The organism is Streptococcus intestinihominis (genome assembly GCF_046824975.1).
Taxonomy (GTDB): Bacteria; Bacillota; Bacilli; order Lactobacillales; family Streptococcaceae; genus Streptococcus.
On sequence record NZ_JBKQBL010000002.1, the window covers coordinates 247,816 to 267,121 of the forward strand.

At 44.2% G+C, this 19,306-nt stretch carries 22 protein-coding genes and 1 tRNA gene; 4 read left to right on the plus strand and 19 right to left on the minus strand.

Annotated features, from left to right (window positions below):
- The 5 genes from ACLOR3_RS04570 to rpiA form a co-directional block, all read right to left on the minus strand.
- Positions 1–1,010 (minus strand): chloride channel protein (locus ACLOR3_RS04570; RefSeq protein WP_412037026.1); only part of this gene is annotated, 1,010 nt, incomplete at its 3' end.
- A 5-nt stretch (positions 1,011–1,015) separates the two neighbouring features.
- Entirely contained in the window at positions 1,016–1,825 is an 810-nt protein-coding gene (locus ACLOR3_RS04575) for a purine-nucleoside phosphorylase (protein WP_123159244.1), read from the minus strand.
- A gap of 13 nt (positions 1,826–1,838) precedes the next feature.
- Positions 1,839–2,381 (minus strand): DUF1697 domain-containing protein, encoded by a 543-nt coding sequence (locus tag ACLOR3_RS04580; protein ID WP_411400268.1) that lies wholly within the window; start codon positions 2,379–2,381, stop codon positions 1,839–1,841.
- 1 nt (position 2,382) lies between these two features.
- Complete coding sequence (locus tag ACLOR3_RS04585) at positions 2,383–3,594, minus strand: phosphopentomutase (protein WP_411400266.1); 1,212 nt, start codon at positions 3,592–3,594, stop codon at positions 2,383–2,385.
- A 126-nt stretch (positions 3,595–3,720) separates the two neighbouring features.
- Positions 3,721–4,398: a ribose-5-phosphate isomerase RpiA gene (rpiA, locus tag ACLOR3_RS04590; protein WP_040803071.1), complete on the minus strand. Its 678-nt coding sequence runs from the start codon at positions 4,396–4,398 to the stop codon at positions 3,721–3,723.
- Positions 4,399–4,560: 162 nt separating this feature from the next.
- Between rpiA and mnmE the strand changes: the two genes are divergently transcribed.
- Positions 4,561–5,934 carry a tRNA uridine-5-carboxymethylaminomethyl(34) synthesis GTPase MnmE gene (mnmE, locus tag ACLOR3_RS04595; RefSeq protein WP_411400265.1) on the plus strand — a complete coding sequence of 458 codons (1,374 nt, stop codon included), beginning with the start codon at positions 4,561–4,563 and terminating at the stop codon, positions 5,932–5,934.
- A gap of 44 nt (positions 5,935–5,978) precedes the next feature.
- On the opposite strand, the gene ACLOR3_RS04600 is transcribed toward mnmE, so the two are convergent.
- The 11 genes from ACLOR3_RS04600 to ACLOR3_RS04650 form a co-directional block, all read right to left on the minus strand.
- The gene (locus ACLOR3_RS04600) at positions 5,979–6,791 is read right to left on the minus strand and encodes a PrsW family glutamic-type intramembrane protease (RefSeq protein WP_411400264.1); all 813 of its coding nucleotides are present in this window, start codon (positions 6,789–6,791) and stop codon (positions 5,979–5,981) included.
- A gap of 178 nt (positions 6,792–6,969) precedes the next feature.
- A complete protein-coding gene (locus ACLOR3_RS04605; protein WP_412037048.1) occupies positions 6,970–7,899 on the minus strand; it encodes an ADP-ribosylglycohydrolase family protein in 930 nt (309 codons plus the stop codon).
- Positions 7,900–7,974: 75 nt separating this feature from the next.
- The gene (locus ACLOR3_RS04610; protein WP_411400263.1) at positions 7,975–8,382 is read right to left on the minus strand and encodes a hypothetical protein; all 408 of its coding nucleotides are present in this window, start codon (positions 8,380–8,382) and stop codon (positions 7,975–7,977) included.
- A 33-nt stretch (positions 8,383–8,415) separates the two neighbouring features.
- Positions 8,416–8,838, minus strand: a complete 423-nt coding sequence (locus tag ACLOR3_RS04615; protein WP_411400262.1) for a hypothetical protein — start codon at positions 8,836–8,838, stop codon at positions 8,416–8,418.
- Between the two features lie 69 nt (positions 8,839–8,907).
- On the minus strand, positions 8,908–9,465 hold the full coding sequence (locus tag ACLOR3_RS04620) for a hypothetical protein (RefSeq protein ID WP_411400261.1): 558 nt from the start codon (positions 9,463–9,465) through the stop codon (positions 8,908–8,910).
- Between the two features lie 17 nt (positions 9,466–9,482).
- The gene (locus ACLOR3_RS04625) at positions 9,483–9,716 is read right to left on the minus strand and encodes an Imm74 family immunity protein (protein WP_129822124.1); all 234 of its coding nucleotides are present in this window, start codon (positions 9,714–9,716) and stop codon (positions 9,483–9,485) included.
- Positions 9,717–9,921: 205 nt separating this feature from the next.
- Positions 9,922–9,993: transfer RNA gene (locus tag ACLOR3_RS04630), tRNA-Arg, on the minus strand.
- Between the two features lie 43 nt (positions 9,994–10,036).
- Positions 10,037–10,384 (minus strand): 50S ribosomal protein L19, encoded by a 348-nt coding sequence (gene rplS / locus ACLOR3_RS04635; RefSeq protein WP_003016418.1) that lies wholly within the window; start codon positions 10,382–10,384, stop codon positions 10,037–10,039.
- A gap of 116 nt (positions 10,385–10,500) precedes the next feature.
- Positions 10,501–11,712, minus strand: coding sequence for a chloride channel protein (locus tag ACLOR3_RS04640; RefSeq protein WP_411400260.1), 1,212 nt, complete (start codon positions 11,710–11,712; stop codon positions 10,501–10,503).
- Between the two features lie 9 nt (positions 11,713–11,721).
- Positions 11,722–11,994 (minus strand): chorismate mutase, encoded by a 273-nt coding sequence (locus ACLOR3_RS04645; RefSeq protein ID WP_048689907.1) that lies wholly within the window; start codon positions 11,992–11,994, stop codon positions 11,722–11,724.
- Positions 11,995–12,127: 133 nt separating this feature from the next.
- Positions 12,128–12,571 carry a flavodoxin gene (locus tag ACLOR3_RS04650; protein ID WP_023026746.1) on the minus strand — a complete coding sequence of 148 codons (444 nt, stop codon included), beginning with the start codon at positions 12,569–12,571 and terminating at the stop codon, positions 12,128–12,130.
- A gap of 176 nt (positions 12,572–12,747) precedes the next feature.
- On the opposite strand from ACLOR3_RS04650, the gene ACLOR3_RS04655 reads away from it, so the two are divergent.
- The 3 genes from ACLOR3_RS04655 to ACLOR3_RS04665 all read left to right on the plus strand — a co-directional run bounded on the left by ACLOR3_RS04655 (position 12,748) and on the right by ACLOR3_RS04665 (position 15,536).
- Positions 12,748–13,686: a DHH family phosphoesterase gene (locus tag ACLOR3_RS04655; RefSeq protein WP_411400259.1), complete on the plus strand. Its 939-nt coding sequence runs from the start codon at positions 12,748–12,750 to the stop codon at positions 13,684–13,686.
- 179 nt (positions 13,687–13,865) lie between these two features.
- Entirely contained in the window at positions 13,866–15,071 is a 1,206-nt protein-coding gene (locus tag ACLOR3_RS04660; RefSeq protein ID WP_412037027.1) for a hypothetical protein, read from the plus strand.
- Between the two features lie 222 nt (positions 15,072–15,293).
- Complete coding sequence (locus tag ACLOR3_RS04665) at positions 15,294–15,536, plus strand: type B 50S ribosomal protein L31 (protein ID WP_023023047.1); 243 nt, start codon at positions 15,294–15,296, stop codon at positions 15,534–15,536.
- Between the two features lie 248 nt (positions 15,537–15,784).
- Here ACLOR3_RS04665 and ldcB read toward each other — a convergent pair whose 3' ends face one another.
- The 3 genes from ldcB to ACLOR3_RS04680 form a co-directional block, all read right to left on the minus strand.
- On the minus strand, positions 15,785–16,558 hold the full coding sequence (gene ldcB / locus ACLOR3_RS04670; protein ID WP_411400416.1) for an LD-carboxypeptidase LdcB/DacB: 774 nt from the start codon (positions 16,556–16,558) through the stop codon (positions 15,785–15,787).
- Between the two features lie 10 nt (positions 16,559–16,568).
- Complete coding sequence (locus tag ACLOR3_RS04675) at positions 16,569–18,359, minus strand: TcaA second domain-containing protein (protein WP_411400257.1); 1,791 nt, start codon at positions 18,357–18,359, stop codon at positions 16,569–16,571.
- 78 nt (positions 18,360–18,437) lie between these two features.
- On the minus strand, positions 18,438–19,306 hold an 869-nt coding region (locus ACLOR3_RS04680; RefSeq protein ID WP_412037028.1), incomplete at its 5' end, for a DUF6574 domain-containing protein.

Consider the following 19,306-nt stretch of genomic DNA (forward strand, 5'->3'; position numbering starts at 1 on the left):
CCCAGGGCAAAGGAAGGCGTCAGAGTCCCTCCATAGGTACCGGCCCATAGGATGATTAGAACTACTAGAGCTTTTAGGGTAAACAGGACAAGAATCGTCTGCCATGTGGCCCCATTGAGAATCTCCTGAGCCATCATCCGCCCATTTCCAAGCAGGTGGGGCTGAAAGCTTGCTAGACCAGCTAGGAAAACAAATGCTAATGGCAAAGTGATGAGAATTCGTTTGTCCTTAATTCGATAAATGGATGCCTTCTTTGTGAAACGGGCAAAGAGCCAGGCGACTGGAGTAAGGATGACTATTCCAATAAGCATCTGCCATAAGACAGTAGGTGACCAAGTTATTTCAGGCACTTGATAGAGGGCTCTGTCTGAAATGATCAACCCTGCCGTATAAGCAGCCACATAAGTTGAAATCCCCGCCAAGAAAAAGCGTTTAAGCGAAAATGCAAGCCCCAAGGTTTCAAAGATAAAAAAGACACTGGTTAGTGGCACTTGGTAGACCGCTGCCAAGCCTGCGCCAGCCCCGCAAGCAATCAGAAACATGCGGTCCTGAAACGATAAGTCTAGTACTCGTCCAAGGGGAGATGCCAACAAGGCCCCAATCTCCCGTGGTGACCCTTCTTTTCCAACTGGTGCACCAGCTCCTACGGCAATGATTTGCCAGGTGGAATGGAGTATCTGCTTCCAGAAATGAACACGATGAAGGGAAGGCTCCTCCTTCATCTGGCCCTTGATAGAAAGAATGTTTCCCTTTCGCTGTAGGAGATACCAGACCAAGGCTGAGCTGGCACCAACAAGAAACAGACTGAGCCAAATCCGTGAAGGCGCCACTCCATCCGTCAAGAAGCCAGACTGGTGCTCTGAACGACCAAAAGCCAATCCTTCCACTAACTCTAAAAGGTAATGAAGCAGGATACCCGCTAAACCCGAAACAAGCCCTAGCAGACAAGCTGCTAGGACCAGTCTTCGTTTATAGGGAATTGTTTGAATGGATCTCACAATTCTTTCCAAGGTTCTTACAATTCAGCAAGAATCGCTTTTAGCAATCCTTTAAAGTCACCTTTGACACGTTCTGTCACTTCTACGACTTCTTCGTGGTTGAGCTCTTCTTGGAAACCAGCTGCAAAGTTAGTAATGCATGAAATACCAAGAACTTTCAAACCAGAGTGAGCAGCAATAATGACTTCAGGAACAGTAGACATACCGACAGCATCTGCACCAAGAGTCTTATACGCACGGATTTCAGCTGGAGTTTCATAAGTTGGACCTGTCACACCAATATAAACCCCATCATCCAGTTTAATTCCCAATTTGTCAGCTACTTGATGAGCAGTCTCGCGGTATTCTGGAGTGTAAGCTTTGGACATATCTGGGAAGCGTGGACCAAAGTCATCCAAGTTTTCACCGATCAATGGGTTTTGACCTGTCATATTGATGTGGTCAGTAATAGCCATCAAGGTACCAGGACCGAAGCCGATACCTCCAGCAGCGTTGGTTACAAGCACTCCTTCACATCCCAAAACTTTCATGACACGAACTGGGAAAGTCACCACTTCCAATGGGTTTCCTTCGTAGAAGTGGAAACGACCTTGAAGGGCCAAGACTTTACGTCCAGCTAGATCACCATAAACCAATTTACCAGCGTGTCCGACTACTGTGGATTGACCCCAGTTTGGAATGTCAGAGTAGTCTACTACGACTGCATTTTCGATTTCTTCAGCCAATTCTCCAAGACCTGATCCAAGGATCAAACCGAACTCAGGAGCTTCGATTCCTTTGCCCTTCAAAAATGCTGCTGTTTCATTGATTTTTGCTAATAATGTCATTGTGTTCCTCCTATTATTTCTTAAGTAATGTACCGATTTTGTCAAAGGTATTGGCGTTGCGAATAGTCATCTGGCGATAGAAAGGCATCTTCATCAGATGTTTGTGGTAGGCCGTTTTAGCATAGCTTGCTTCTGAGAATTTCCCCCAGAAAACCGCTAGCTTGCCAAAGTGGAGCACTTCTTCTCCCAAATCTAAAGCAAGCAACTTCTCTTCTACGGATTCCCTACCCAAGCCCTCGGTGTAAAAGAGGACATCCTTACGAGCCATCTCTTTTGACCACCATTCCGGCAAGCTCGCACATTCTGCTTCATAGTCTTCTCGACTCAGGAGAGAAAAGCGCTCAATAAAGGGATAGTGGTTCTCAAAGAAGGTCGACAGCCCCTCCACTAACTGAGACCGCGAAAGATCCGTCGTAAAAAAGATATTGCCACTATTGATGTAGGTTTCCACCTGGCTGAGGCCCAGCGCGGTCAATTGTTGACGCAGATCCTCCATGGCTACCTTATTCTTACCGCCAACATTGATTCCTCTTACGAGTAAGGCAAATCGCGTCATCTTAGACCAATTTATCTAAGAAGCTTTCACCGATCATGGCTTTCTCCACACCGAAGTTGTCCGCCACTGTAGCTGAGATATCCGCAAAGTGTCCAACTGGGATCAAGCCACTACCTTTGAAGGATGGGCTGTAAGCCAAGAACGGGATGTACTCACGCGTATGGTCAGTACCAGCGTATGTAGGGTCGTTTCCGTGGTCAGCCGTGATCATCAAGAGATCATCTTCTTTCATAGCAGCGATGATTTCAGGTAAGCGCTCATCGAACTCATGCAAGCAATCACGGTAACCGTGTGGATCACGACGGTGTCCATAAAGGGCATCGAAGTCTACCAAGTTAGTGAATGAGAAGCCATGTTTAAAGTCTTCTGATTTCATAGCCTTGATCAAGTTGTCAATACCGTGGCTGTTTGATTTGTTGTGACCCATATCGTGGTTGATACCAGCACCATTGAAGATATCACTGATCTTACCAACTGAGTAAGTATCGATACCAGCTTCGTTCAATTTGTCCAAAACAGTTGGCGCAAATGGTGAAACGGCCAAGTCACGACGGTTAGCCGTACGTGTGAAGTTTCCTGGCTCTCCAACATAAGGGCGAGCAATGATCCGTCCAAGAAGAGCTGGACGTTCCAATGTGATAGAACGAGCGTATTCACAGATACGGTAGAGTTCATCCAAAGGAATGATGTCTTCGTGGGCTGCGATTTGAAGAACTGGGTCAGCTGATGTATAGATGATCAACTCGCCTGTTTCAATTTGACGTGGTCCAAAGTCATCGATTACCGCCGTACCAGAATAAGGTTTGTTAGCTTCGCGGATGACCTTACGACCTGAGAATTCTTCAATCTTAGTAATAATTTCTTCTGGGAATCCATTCCAGAAAGTATCAAAGGGTTCTGTAATATTAAGGCCCATGATTTCCCAGTGACCTGTCATGGTATCTTTTCCAAGAGAGACTTCTTCTAACTTCGTTGCGTAACCAGTTGGATTGCTCTCAGCAGGTACAGTCTTTAAGGGTTGTTCACGCGGAATATTTCCAAGACCTAGCTTTGCCATGTTTGGTACATTCAAACCAACTGCTTTTGAAATGTGTCCAAGTGTGTCAGATGCGCCATCAGGTACACCGGCATTGACAAAGTTATTAGCATCTGGAGCTGCTCCGATCCCTACTGAATCCAATACAACTAAATGCATACGATTAAATTTTGGCATTTTGAATGTCTCCTTTATAATTTAAACTGAATACAGTATAACACAAATTTTTGAAAATGTAACGCTTTCATATAAAATTTTATAAATAAGTTTCATATCCGTAGAAAAAAGGACAAAATGCCCTTTTTAAAGTGATTTGCTAATGATTTTTGGACCTTCTGGTGTCCCAACGATGACTTTGGAAACCATTCCTAAGAAAAGACCATGGTCGACAACACCGACAGTCCGGTCCAACTCTTCTGCCAAGGCTTCAGCATCTGGGATCACTTTCAAATCCAAATCAATGATAAAGTTCCCTTGGTCGGTCACAAAGCGCTGGCCATCTTTTTCACGATAAGCTGGTGAATAGCCCTTCTTTTCAAAATGACGGAAAAGATTCTCTGCTCCGTATTGAACCACTTCTACCGGCAGTTTAAAGGCACCAAGCGTCTCCACTTGTTTAGACTCATCGACAATCCAGATGCAGTCTTTTGAGTTGGTCGCAACGATTTTCTCCATCAAGAGAGCACCGCCCCCACCTTTGATGCCGTTCAAAGCAGGGTCTACTTCATCCGCACCATCTACGGTCAAGTCTACCACTTCTACATCATCAATGGCTTTGAGAGGAATTCCCAAGCCTTCTGCCTGTTCATAGGTCACGCTTGAGGTCGTTACAGCAGTAATCTTCAAGCCTTCTTCCTTGATGCGACGTCCCAATTCAGCCACAAAATAATAAGCAGTTGACCCTGTACCAAGACCGACAATCATGCCGTCAGTAACAAACTCAGCCGCCTTAATCCCTACCTGTTCTTTTAGGTTTACCATCATAGACCTCCATTTCTATTCATATTTAGTATAGCATATTGGCCGACAGATTTCACTAGTTAACTGAAAACCTTTTCAACTTCTCCTTCTAAAAGCAATATCTTGCCCCTCTTGCTAGTTTACGATAGAATAGAAGGGAATACACAGGAAAAGAGAAGATACATGATTACTAGAGAATTTGATACTATCGCCGCGATCTCGACTCCGCTCGGTGAGGGGGCTATCGGAATTGTCCGCCTAAGCGGAACGGATAGCTTTAAAATCGCACAAAAAATCTTCAAGGGTAAAGACTTGACCAGCGTGGCTAGCCATACCCTCAACTACGGCCATATCGTGGATCCAGATAAGGATGAGATCCTCGACGAAGTCATGGTTGGAGCCATGCGCTCTCCTAAGACCTTCACTCGCGAAGACATCATCGAGATCAACACTCACGGTGGGATCGCGGTGACCAACGAAATCCTGCAATTGGTGATCCGCGAAGGCGCTCGATTAGCTGAACCAGGGGAATTTACCAAGCGGGCCTTCCTCAATGGTCGTGTCGATTTGACCCAGGCTGAGGCGGTCATGGATATTATCCGCGCCAAGACTGACAAGGCTATGAACATCGCTGTCAAACAGTTGGATGGATCCCTCTCTGATCTCATCAACAACACGCGCCAAGAGATCCTCAATACCCTGGCTCAGGTCGAAGTCAACATCGACTATCCTGAGTACGACGATGTCGAGGAAGCAACGACTGAGATCATCCGTGAGAAGACGACTGAGTTTGAAGCCCTCTTGACCAATCTCCTCAAGACAGCTCGCCGGGGCAAGATCCTCCGCGAAGGGATCTCTACTGCTATCATCGGCCGGCCAAACGTCGGTAAGTCTAGCCTTCTTAACAACCTCCTGCGTGAGGAAAAAGCCATCGTAACCGATATCGAAGGGACCACCCGAGACGTCATCGAGGAATACGTCAACATCAACGGGGTGCCCCTCAAGCTGGTCGATACGGCTGGGATCCGCGAGACCGAGGACATTGTCGAACGCATCGGGGTGGAGCGCTCTCGCAAAGCCCTCAAGGAAGCTGATCTGGTCCTTCTGGTCCTCAACGCCAGTGAACCCTTGACCGATCAGGATCGCCAGTTGCTGGAAATCTCCCAAGATAGCAACCGCATCATCCTCCTCAACAAGGTCGACCTCCCGCAACAAATCGAGTTGGACGAGATTCCTGCCGATCATATCAAAATTTCCGTCCTGAAAAACCAAAATATCAACCAGATCGAAGACCGGATCAATGCCCTCTTCTTTGAAAATGCTGGCCTGATCGAGCAAGATGCTACTTACCTGTCCAATGCCCGCCACATCTCTCTCATTGAGAAAGCCGTTGAAAGCCTCCAAGCCGTCAACGAAGGCCTGGCTATGGGCATGCCAGTGGACCTGCTCCAAGTCGATCTGACCCGTACTTGGGAAATCCTTGGAGAGATCACAGGAGACGCTGCTCCAGACGAGCTAATCACCCAACTCTTCAGCCAGTTCTGTCTTGGAAAATAACCATCAAAAAAATCGTATGTTGCAAACATACGATTTTTCTATTCTTAATTTCCTTGGTCCAGACTTTGAACAGTGAGGTAGGCTTGGTAGACCAAGAAGAGTCCTACTGCTGTCAAGAATGGAATGGCGAGAGGGAGTTCTGTCTCGATTTGACCAAATGGTGAATTGCCGACAAAGTGAAGGCCAAAACCAGATACAAAATAGAACCAACCCGTCAGCATCAACTCCTTGCGACCTTTTGTCGCTTGAAGGATCAAGTAGAGACCCACCATGAAGAGGGCTGTGTAGACCCAGTGTGATACGACCCCATTCATAATCCGACCTAGGATACCAGATACTGCGTAAGAAAAACCTTCTGGCATGTCTTGACGGATATAGGCAAAGTCCTCCACAATCTGGAAACCAAGACCAGATGCAATCGCTAAAAGGAAGATGGATTTGATCCTACGTACATTGAACAAGTAGAGGACAAAGAAGATCGGAATCAACTTGAAGGGTTCCTCAAAGAGTGGTCCTGCGATGGCACTCTCATACTGGTTCCAAAAATCGCTATTTGGCGCTACCGCTTGAATCATCTCATGGAAATAGGTATTGGCAAAACTAGATAACCAACCTGCGATAAAGCCCCCACCTAGGAGAGAAAAAAGAACCGGAATCCAGGACAACTTCCACTTCTTGGCGAAATGAAAGAGAGCCCAAATAGCAGGAATCGCGTATACTAGGAGCAAGAGGACGGAGATACCAATGATCCCATACTGACTGCCTGTCATCCAACCAGCTGTGATAGACTGCGTCTCATAGGCCAGACCAATCGAGAACAAGAATAAAAATAGAAACAAAATCGATTTGCGTTTCATAAAAAACCTTTCTTTAAAACAATTAAAAAGGCTGGAAATCCAGTCTTTTTGTCTATATGGATATTGTAACAATAAAAGCTTAAAAAAACAATAAATGGCTACGGGGAATAGAGAATGCTTGCTGCTGCTAAAACTTGCGATGAAGAATCTTGTTCTGATTGTTGCCCAATAATAAGAACTATTTTGATTGTTTATATAAGTGTTCCAGTAATTGCCGACACTTTTCGTCAATCAATTCTCTATTAGCCAGTTGTTGAATCCATTTTTCTGGGATGCCTTCCAGTTGATAGTGGGCTCCAGCCAAGGTACCTGTAATGGCACCGATGGTATCGGTATCCCCTCCAAGATTAACAGCTTTTAGAACAGCTTCTTCAAAACTCTCTGTTGTACCCAAACACCAGAGACAAGCCTTCAAGGTATCAACAACATAGCCTGTAGAAACAATATCTTCCCTAGATTTTTGATAAAATTCTCTATCAAATATTTCACTAAAATGTTCATGATACTCTTCCCAGTATTCTGGCTTCTTCTTGAAGTAATCTTCAAAATAAGGTTTTGATTGACAAAGTAATTTTTCTAAACGGATGTTAAGAAGAAAACCGATTAAAAGCTGGACATAAAGAATAGACGCGACAATAGATCTTGGATGAGCATGGGTCAGCTTAGTATATTCCTCAATTATTTTTGATCTATAACTAAAATCAAAGTTTTCATATAAGAGCAAAGCTAAGGGAGATATCCTCATCAGGGCTCCATTGCCATTCTCTCTCTCACCAGTCCCTCCGCATTTCTCTGGAGAAACTCCTGCTAAATACCGATCAATCGCCTGATTAGTCGAAATACCAATATCAAAACAATATCCAAAAGGTGTGAGGTAGCCCTGACGATAATCTACAAATTTATCCATCAACCCATTCAAATCAGAATCCTCACATAGGTGTTCAATAAGTGCTAAGGATAAAGAAGTATCATCTGACCAGGTACCAGCTGGTTGATTATAGGTTCCATAACCCACCATATCTGAAATATGATAGGTATCTCTATCTCTGAACTCTACAGGGACTCCCAGTGCATCACCTATTGCTAGACCTAAGATAACTGAATTTATCTTTTGTTTAAGATTATATCTTCTATACTGATTTGAATCATCTTCCCATTTATCTCTTTATCTCATAGCCTTCTCCTATTCTATTAAATCCATTTTTAGAATAATATTATTATCAACTTTACCAATTGCATCAAGTTCAGTTGGTTTGAGCTCTGAGGAAATTGCTTTTTGTAACAGTTCTTCAAATTCTTGATTGGAAAACAACCGTTTAATAGATGATGGATTTACTAAAATACGAACTGGTGAGGATCTAAAATAATTTTGTCTGGCTACTTCTTTACTTTCTTTAGTCACCCATTCTCCAGTTTGTAAGAATAACTCAACCTCATAAGCATCCTGTTCTGACCTTAAAGCCTTGTCCACTAATTCTTTACTAACTGGATAAGTAACTTCTCTATCTTGAAAACCTCCCGTCATCCAAGACATTGTATAATTACCGTTTTCTTCAGTTATAATAAATCCATTCCCCTTTATCTGATTCATTTAAAAATAAACCCTTTCTATTTTCCCCATAAGTTATTTCAATGGTGATACATAATCATCTGGAAGTTTGCCTCTCCAGTCAATCCATTTTTGTTCAGCAAGCGGAATTAATCTTTCAAGCTCTTCCTGAGTAAATAATTCCCAACTCTTAGGACTAGCTATTAAAGGAGTTAAGCCTTTTAATATAAATTGTTTCTCACTAGCTTTCTTTTCTTCTTCCGTCGGTGGCCAACGATCGTTCTGAATCTTCCAAGATACTTCGCTTAGCGTTCTCTCCCCACTTTCCAGTAAGGCAAATAACTCATTTGGTAATTCATAAACCACTCGCTGAGGGGCAATTCCTCCCTCCTCAGTAACGTAATAAAGATTATTGCCATCTCTCCAAATGTGCTGACCATAACCTTTTACTTCTTCAAACTGGATGACATCTTCCCATTCTAGGTTGGTTGGTTTCATTTGTATTCTCCTAGTGCAAGTTATTCTCTCAACCAGAATATCATTAAATCAGGCTTCTTTTTCTCTTCCTCAATAGGCAATGCCATCTTTTACCCATTTTCTATTTTCTAACTCCACATCAAAATAGAAATCCCTTCGACCAAATTTATCAAAACAATCCTCTTTAAGAGCCTCACAGACAATTCTCAGTTTCTCTTTACTTATCTCAGAAATATACATCATTGTATATCCTATAGGAGATTCAATTTGGTCGATTCTCTCACCTTCTAAATTATAAATCTCTAGTTCTGACGGAACGTCAAAATCGCTGGATGAGCGAAATATACTGAAGATACGCTGATATTTAGGACTAAATCGAAGATGATGTAAATGAGGGAAACCAATCTGGTGTTGACCATTATGATTCCAATCTAGGGTTCCTTCTATCAGATTTTGTTGCCCTATCAATTTTCCTTCTAAACTAAAGTAGAAAATGATTTTGGTTACAAAGTTTTCTCCACTATAGACGATAACAATGTTCTCATCTTTATTATATTCCGCATGAATGATATCTGATAGTTCTATCTTTATTACACAACCATCCCATCCCCATATAACCATCCATTCACTGTAATCAATTTTCATCATCCTTCTCCTACTCTAACTCAGATAAATTCGATCTGTATTGTCTGCTCAGTCATCATGGAGTTCACTTCCTCGACAAGTTTATCTATCTCGTTCTGTGTGATAGGAATGTGGTTGTAAGGTGGCTCCCAATTCTGTATGCTTGACCTATATACAATAAAGCTACCATCAATCAACAACTCTCCCTCTGCTTTTAAAACATAGCCATTTTCATAGTCAAATGTGATGATAGACCTTGTACCAGAAATTTTCATTCTACTCCCTTTTCTTTATCCCTTTCAGACTAAACTTGTAGAGCACTCATAATCTTTTAATTTGGTATTCCAAAATGATAGGACTACCTTAAAAATCAATGTTCTCATTTTCCACTATTATACCATACAAGCACTTTCCCCATGATCCATCCTTCCATAAACCAACAAAAAAACACTGAATCTTCAGTGTTTTCTTTTCTATTTCTGTCCCCTGCCGGAATCGAACCAGCAACTACTCCTTAGGAGGGAGTTGTTATATCCATTGAACTAAGGGGACCTATAAAAAAAGAAGCGAGATCACTCCCGCCTCCTTGTTCGTCTTAACGACGGATTTCTTTAATACGAGCTGCTTTACCTTGCAATGCACGAAGGTAGTACAATTTCGCACGACGTACTTTACCGTAACGTACAACTTCAATCTTTTCTACACGTGGAGTGTGTACTGGGAATGTACGTTCAACACCGACACCGTTAGAGATTTTACGAACAGTGTACATTTCAGTGTGTCCTTGACCTTTACGAGCGATAACAACGCCTTCAAAGATCTGGATACGTTCACGAGTTCCTTCGACAACTTTCGCGTGTACACGAACAGTGTCACCTGGACGGAATGCAGGGATATCAGTACGAAGTTGACCTTCAGTCAAGCTTTGGATTAATGGATTCATTTTATTCTCCTATCTTCGTCAATCTTGAGGGACCTCCCTCAGCGGATAAACTGTATTTTTGTGCTTCCATTACGCACAAAGTTTATAATACCAAAAGAATATCCGTTTGTAAAGGATTATTGCAACTTTTTCGCAACTTTTTGTCCACCATAGATAGACAAGGCTGGAAAAAGACGCGTAGCGACCAAACAGACTAGGAGAAAGGCTGGCCAATGCTGGAAACCAAAGACCTCACACCCGATCAAAATGGGACCAATGGTCGTCGAGGTTGCCCCGGCGAAGACTGCTGCATAGCCCAAGGACGCTACCAGATAAACCGGCAGTCCAAAGAAAGGAGCTAGCCAGACACCTAGACTTGCCCCGATAGAAAAGAGCGGGGTCACTTCTCCTCCCTTATAGCCTGCAGCAATGGTCGTTACCGTAAAGAGGAGCTTGAGGATCCAGTCTGCCCCAGTGATCAAGCTCTTGCTATCAGCTCCCGCAAAGCTTTGAGAGATCAGGTTGGTCCCCAGTCCTGTATAGCGACCTGTTCCAATCAGATACAAGAGAATACTCAGACCGAGACCGACCACTCCGATCAGCACATAAGGATTGGCAAAGGTCTTGGCAAAGCTAGTTTTTAACTGCCCCAAAAGATAGGCAAAGAGCTTACCTGTCAGACCAAAGATGACTCCTAAGACCAGCAACTGCAAGAATACGTGAGGCGATAGGGAGAGCTTGTCTGAAATGACCTGAGTGAACTTCTCTAGCCCCAAGGTGTGAGATGTCCAGCTAGCGACAAAGGCTGCAATGGTCGCAGGATAGAGAGCCCGCCACTCCAATCTCCCAACCACTAGGACCTCCATAGCAAAGAAGATGGCAGCTAGAGGCGTCTGAAAGAGCCCGCCGAAGCCGGCTGCCATCCCAGTGACCAAATAGATCCGTGAAGCGTTTGGGCCAAGTCCCTCTCTTCGTAGAGCATGGGCGACCGTCCCACCTAGCTGGACCGCCACTCCTTCGCGACCAGCAGATCCACCAAAGAGATGCGTCATCCAGGTAGAGAGGATAGTCAAGGGGATCAAGCGCTTGGGAATGTTTTTCTCCTTTCCCTCACCCACTTCAAAGAGGAGCTCCATCCCTTTTTGACTCTTGCCCCCATAGTTGCGATTGAGATAGGTAATCAAGATACCTGCTAGAGCCAGAAAGGGCAAGAGATAGAGTAGATAATCTGTACGAACTTCTCCAATCCCGATCAAGACACGGCCAAAGAGGGTATCAATCACCCCAACGATCGCACCGATCATGAGGGCATCTAGGGTATACACTAAGGTTCTTTTACTCATCGTCATCTCAGCACCCTAGTCCGCATCTAACTGATCGGCCTGGTAGCCTCTGGAGCGCTTCATCAAGTCCCGATAAGTAGCAAGGATGGTCTCTTCATAGCGTTTTTCCTGGACCAAGCTGGCTACATTGGCTAAGACCTCTTCTTCTCTAGCCCGGTCCAAGACTGGATTTTGGTGGGTTTCTTTGTAGCGAATGACGTCTTCCACACAGTGCATCCGGCGTTCTAATAGACGGACCAATTCTTTATCAATGCTATCAATCTCTTGGCGAATCTTCTCTAGTTCCATACACTGGCCTCCTCACTTTTTGCTACCCATTTTATCAAAAATCGGGCAATCTTACTAGCCCTATCCAGCTATTGAAGGTTTTCATCCATAAAAAAAGTGCCTGCCACATGCAAACACCTTTCTTAGCTATGGATTAGCCTACTTTTGCTACGACTTCTTCTGCAAAAGCTTCTAATTTTTCAATATCTTCATCTTCAGCTGACAAGTCTACCTTGACACATTCAGAACCTTTAACCGCACCAGTCGCTGCAAAAACACGATCAAAATCATCAACTGCCTTACAGAACTCGTCGTAGAAGGTATCACCGGATCCAACAACACCGTAGATCTTACCATTCAAGTCAAGACCCGCTAAGTCTTCATAAAAGTCTACGATTTCGTCAGGAAGCTCACCATCACCGTAGGTATAGGTCGCTACGACTGCAATATCAGCTTCAAGAAAGTCCTCTGCGTCTACTGTTGTACATTCGTCGACTTCTACTTCGACACCAAGATCACGAAACTTATCTGCAACGATATCAGCAATCTCTTCTGTATTTCCTGTCATACTTGCAAAAACAATCTTTGCTAATGTCATAATTCCCTCCAAATAATAATCTTATGACATTATACCACTTTCGCGCGCATTTTGCATAGTCAAGTACTGGGAGCCTAGCATTGTTCGGAAATTGTCCACCTGTGGCTAGACAACCTTTTTCTTTTCCAAATGCCCTCCTTATGCTAAAATTGAAAGAGAATTAAATGAGGTACTATATGCAGATTACACAGGACATTTTAGAGAAAATCAATCACTACGATACCATTATCCTTCACCGTCATACGAATCCGGATCCTGACGCGATTGGAAGCCAGGTTGGTTTGAAAGAAATCATCCAGACCAACTTCCCAGATAAAAGAGTCCTAGCTACCGGCTATGACGAACCGACTCTTGCTTGGATGGCTAGCATGGATACTGTAACTGATGAGGACTATGCAGGTGCCCTGGTCATTGTCTGCGATACTGCCAACACCCCTCGCATCGATGACAAACGCTACACAAGTGGCGATTTTCTGATCAAGATCGACCATCATCCAAACGACGATGCCTACGGAGATCTCCTCTGGGTAGATACAGATTCAAGCTCTACGAGCGAGCTTATCACCCTCTTCGCTCTTGAACAAGAGCTTGAGATCAGTCCAGAAGCAGCCCGTCTCCTCTATGCTGGTATTGTCGGAGACACTGGACGCTTCCTCTACCCTTCGACGACCAGCCGGACTTTCGAGATGGTTGCCCACCTTCGTAGTTTTGACTTTGACTTTGCAGGTCTTTCTCGTCAGATGGACAGCATGAGTTCTAAGATCGCCAAGCTTCAAGGCTATGTCTATGACCATCTCGAAATCGATGAAAATGGAGCTAGTCGCGTGACCCTGACTCAAGTTCTTCTCAAACACTACCAAATCACAGATGCCGAGACTGCTGCGATCGTCTCAGCACCTGGTCGGATCGAAGACGTCAGCGTCTGGGCTATCTTTGTCGAGCAAGCTGATGGCCACTACCGCGTCCGTATGAGAAGTAAGGCTCTGGTGATCAATGAGATTGCAAAACGCCACGATGGTGGAGGCCACCCACTCGCCAGTGGAGCCAATTCTTATTCTTTAGAAGAAAACGAGCAAATCTATCGAGAACTACAGGAAGTTGCCAAGGCAAAATAGATAGTGAAAATCAAGCAAGCAGGTCAGTCGTTTCTAGTGGAGACGATTGGCCTTTTTTCATTTTACACAAAAACGAATGAATTTTAATAACATTTAGAAAAATGTGAACGATTTCTTACATTTCCATTCCAGTTTGAGCTTATTTATGCTATAATAATCACAAAAAAAGGAGACGTTTTATGCATAAACATCGTATTTTTATCATCGTCGCAGCAGCTCTTACTGCCATTTCTACCTTTTTGCCATGGAGTACATTCAATGGTGGATCCTACGGAAGTTATTCTTTCAGTGGAATTCGAGGTGAATTTGGATGGGTCATCGTTGTCCTAGCTATTGGTGCCATCGTTCTAGCTTGCCTTCCAAACATTGCTCCACCAATGAACAAGAATTTTTCCATTGGTGTCATTGCTATCGGTATTCTTGAAAGCTTAATTACGATCATCACTATGTTTAGAGTCTTGGGTGCTTCATCTGAATTCGGTGATGGCTTTTCTATTGGTTTTGGTTTGATTATTGCAGTCATTGCAAGTATTGCTCTTGTGGTCACAGGACTTCTTGCCATGTCTGGTGGTAAAATCACTAAAGGGACATTCCAAGAACTTGCATCAACAAGTAGAGGATTCGCACAGTCTGTTGCATCATCTGTCCAATCACCACAACAACCGGGTCAACCTGGTCAACAACAATGGCAACAACCACAACAAGGATTTGGTCAGCCTGCCCCAGGACAAGGCTTCCAACAAGCGCCTCAACAAGGATTTGGTCAGCCTGCTCCAGGACAAGGGTTCCAACAAGCACCTCAACAAGGGTTTGGTCAACCTGGTCAACAACAATGGCAACAACCGCAACAAGGCTTTGGTCAGCCTGCTCCAGGACAAGGGTTCCAACAAGCACCTCAACAAGGGTTTGGTCAACCTGGTCAACAACAATGGCAACAACCGCAACAAGGCTTTGGTCAGCCTGCTCCAGGACAAGGGTTCCAACAAGCACCTCAACAAGGGTTTGGTCAACCTGGTCAACAACAATGGCAACAACCGCAACAAGGCTTTGGTCAGCCTGCTCCAGGACAAGGGTTCCAACAAGCACCTCAACAAGGGTTTGGTCAACCTAATCAACAACAATGGCAACAACCGCAACAAGGGTTTGGTCAGCCTGCCCCAGGACAAGGGTTCCAACAAGCACCTCAACAGCCTCAGCAAGGGTTCCAACAAGCGCCTCAACAGCCTCAGCAAGGGTTCCAACAAGCACCTCAACAAGGTTTCCAACAAGCGCCTCAACAGCCTCAACAAGGCTTCCAACAAGCACCTCAACAAGCTTGGCAACCTCAAGAACAACAACAACCTCAACAACCAGAACAGCCAACTACTGAACCTGGTCAAGAATAAAAAGATTTCTATTGATCTTACTTGTCCAACATTTCCTTACTAGGACTATTAGACAGAGTGGGAAAAGCTTACCTAACAGGATAGGCTTCTCCCACTTTTTTTCTTTATAAAATGCGAAAAATTTGGTAAAAATCCTTGCCAAACTCTTTTGTTTTTGATACACTAGCTTAGTAACAATCTATGGCTCGGAAAGAGACCATGGCAGAAAGGAATTATTGCAAAATGAAAAAAGATATCCATCCAGAATATCGCCCTGTTGTCTTCATGGACACTACTACTGGTTATAAGTTCCTTAGTGGTTCAACTAAGTACTCTAACGAGACTGTTGAATTCGAAGGTGAAACTTACCCATTGATCCGTGTTGAAATTTCATCAGACTCACACCCATTCTACACTGGACGTCAAAAGTTCACTCAAGCAGATGGACGTGTGGATCGTTTCAACAAAAAATACGGTCTCAAATAAGAAACCAATCAAAACCACTTCCACTTGGCAGTGGTTTTTTCTTGTTCTTCTCCGCACAAAAATGAGAGTGGGACAGAAATCGGTAATTCGTTAGAATTCGATTTCGTCGTCCCACCTCCGCACAGTTGAGTAGGGCTGTAAAAGCTGATGAAATCAGCGTAGTAGAGCCCACTCAACCACTGCGTCTTGCTCGACAATCCAAATAAACATAGAAAGAGGCTAGGAATTTTGTCCCAGCCTCTTTCTTGTTATTCGTAGTCGCCACCGGTAAAGTTGAAGTATTCTTCTAAGCTTTTTCCTGAAGCTGCGACGTCTTTTGCATCTTCTCCGATATAGCGAAGGTGCCAGCTTTCCGGCATGTAGCCTGTGCTCGCTTCTTTTCCTTCTTGATAACGGACGATAAAGCCATACTTAGCAGCATTCTTGAGCAACCATTTGCTTGCACCTGCTTCTTGGACCAGATTGCCACTAGTATCGATGAGGTCAAATGCTAGACCTGTCTGGTGCTCACTATAGCCAGGACGAGCTGAGTAGCGATCTGCTGCAGCTACTCCGTCTTGATTGACATAACTTTGGTAAAGATCAACCTGGGTCTCATAACTGCGGAAACCACTGTACTGATCGCTGATAGCATATCCTTCTGCCTGCATAGCTGCGATCAACTCGTGCAAGGCCGCAACAGCTGTTGGATCCTCACCTGGATTGTAGTCTGCAGCTAAGGGATAGTGCTTGTTAGCGATGACGATATCTCCAGACTTCCCTTGGACACTGTAATAAGAACCATTGAAGGAAACACCTTTGTCTACTGTGACTTCACCAGCCTTCTTCGTTGACTTTTTGCTATCATCAGACGAAGTTGCTTCAGAAGCACTGGTTTCTTTGCTGGCTGACGACTGAGCGACTTGCTTACTAGAAGCTGGCTCTTTTGGCGTCGAACTCTTTGATTCCTTTTGTTGGCCACAAGCACCTAAGCTCAAAAGAATAAGGCCAGCAAGCGTCCATTTTGTCATGCTTAATTTCATCATAAACCTCCTAATTACCAGCCGTGACCGCAATAGCCGTAATCACGTAAGTATCCCCTACAGGTTTTAGGGTGTAGGTCTTGTCCTTGCTACTCTGGCTATCTTTTCGGCTGGTCACATAGTGTACAGTATATTCTTCGTGGGTTTTCACGATGATCATTCCGTTCTCTTCGGTAACGCTGAGAACGTTGAAAACACCTGGTGTATAGTAGTCGATTTCAGCCTTCTTGACGCCTCCACCTGTCGTCCACTCCACCATTTCCTTGTAGGCGTCACTTGAAGTGTCATAGTACTTGGAATAGGTGTTGGATCTACTTGAGACAGATGAGAAGATTTCTGTTCGGTAGTCTTGGAGGAAGGAGGTGATAGCAGTTTTCTTCTCTTCTGCCTTCTTGGCTTCTTCTTCCTTGGCTTTACGAGCTGTTTCTGCATCTTTCAATCGTTTAGCCACATCCTTAGAAAGCTTCAAGGTGATGACTTCATCGTCATCCGGAGTTTCACCGATTGTAACCTTGGCCTTTTCAGTTGTATAGCTCTCATTGTTGAGACTAAAGACTGCATGGACCTCGATTTCTTGATGGGCTACGACGTCGACTTCAAATAAGGTACTTGTGCCGACTTCCTTGCCATTCACGGCTACCTTGATATCCGTTGGATTGCTGACTTCCTCTGGGAATTCAATTTCCAGAAGACGTTTCTCAGAATTGAAGGTCAAGTCCAGCTTATTCTTAGAAGCTTGAGCTGGATCTAGCTTGACCTCACTAGAGATCTTTCCAACTTCGGTCTTACCATCTAGTTGCATGTCTCGTGGCGCAAAGTGAACCTTTCCAAGTTTGGTTGTTTGGTTCTTCTTGAGCACTGTCGAGTCTTTTTCGCTGGTCTTAAGCTTGCCATCATCTAGATTCGTAGTTGCTGTGACTTCAAGTGGATAGGTGGCGATGCGGTATTCTTGGAAGATACCGAATTTCTTATCCGCCTTCTCAATCCCAATCAGCAGATTCTGTTTTTTGTCCTTGACGATCCCTGTTTTTGAAGACTGGGCGATATGATCTAATTCGTAAATGACATCGATCTTCTGAGCCGTCATGTAGTCAAGTAAGCCTTGAGCTTCTTCCTTGGTCCACTTGTCCTTGTCATTTGATAGGATGCTAGCCACTTCCCGGTAATCCTTTTGTTCAATGGCTGTGACCAATTTGTCTACTGTCACCTGTGGGCCCGTAGTTGTTGAGAAGTAATAGCCTAGTCCAGACAAGGCCAAGACCAACAAAGCCAAAATACTGAAGAAGAAGACCTTCTTTTTCTTGCCCTTTTTCTCTTTTTTGACTTTCTTCTCTTTCTTTTTCTTGCCTTTCTTGCCAGTTTCTCCTTGCTCTGGCGCTTCTACTGGCACTAGGGCTTCAGATGGCTGGGACAGACTTTCTGGAGCCTCTGACGGACTCTCCACTGGCGCGAAGACCTGTGTTGTTTGATTGGTCTCATCCAAGTGAATCGTTGAAGCAGGTCCTTCTACGATTTCAAAGTTCTGGCTACGAGCTGATTCAATCTCTTCTGGAAGTGGTGCACGTCCATAGAGGGCGAAGAAACGCTCTTCCCAGGCCTGTTGGAGTGGATTTACAACTGCTTCTACCACTTCCTGCTCTCCTAGCCCTGGCACTTCTGACGCCACTTGGTCGATAGCTACTCCGGCAATTGATTTGATTGCCTTAAAATCAAAGCCGGAATCTCTTCCGGCAATGAATTCTTCAGGAGTAGGTTTGCGACCGATTACTTTTTCAAATAATTCTACCCATTTTTTGTTCATCGGTTTGTTCTCCTAAAACCTAAATTATTTTTATCCGATAGTTGTTGAACAAGATATTATGACCGTTTCCCTATCTGATTAGAAGAAGGAAGCGATATAGAAGGATACTTGTTCTAAAATGCGTCTGTCAATGATGCCAACAATGGTGAAGATGACAAGAATGACTGCTGTAGAAGCAAGGAGTAACAAGAATTTGTCAGCCTTGAATTTTGTTCTGTTCAAACCTTGGTAAACAGTATATAGCAAGCCCAAGAAATAGAGAACGAAGATCAAAGATAGAAGGAAGCTAAATCCTTCAAAGTACTTCACTAGAGAAAGGATCAAGACAATGAGGGATGCAGGCAAGGCATAGATAGACAAGCGAGCAAACTCATCAAATGAACGTTTGTAGGTGTATTCTTTATCTTGCAAGACAAGGTTACGAACCAAGAAACCAGTTAACTGAGTGGCGTAAAGTGTAAAGAAAGTTACAATGACAATCAACAAGTAAGCCGTAAATCCTACTTCAGCGTAAGGGAAGGCACTCGCCACGAAGAAAAGTGAGAGGCTAAGGATAAATGCAGTTAAGACATAATGAAGAATACCATTCAATACTCTTGGTTGATTTTCTACTGTTGGTCGAACCAAAGCAGAAACAAACCATGACCAGAATCCTTTTATTGCTTGACCAAAGGCATTTGGTTGAGCAGGTTGTGCATAATAGGCTTGACCTGGTTGAGGTTGTCCTGGATAAGGTGCTTGCTGGAAGCCTTGACCTGGGGCTGGTTGACCAAATCCTGGTTGTGGCTGTTGTTGAGGCGCTTGTTGGAAGCTATTTGGTTGAGCGCCAAATGCTGGTGCTTCTGGCGCAGTATTAAACTGTGGTGCTTCTTGTACTGGTGCTTCTGGCGCAGTAGCAAATTGTGGTGCCTCTTGCACTGGCGCTTCTGGCACAGTAGCAAATTGTG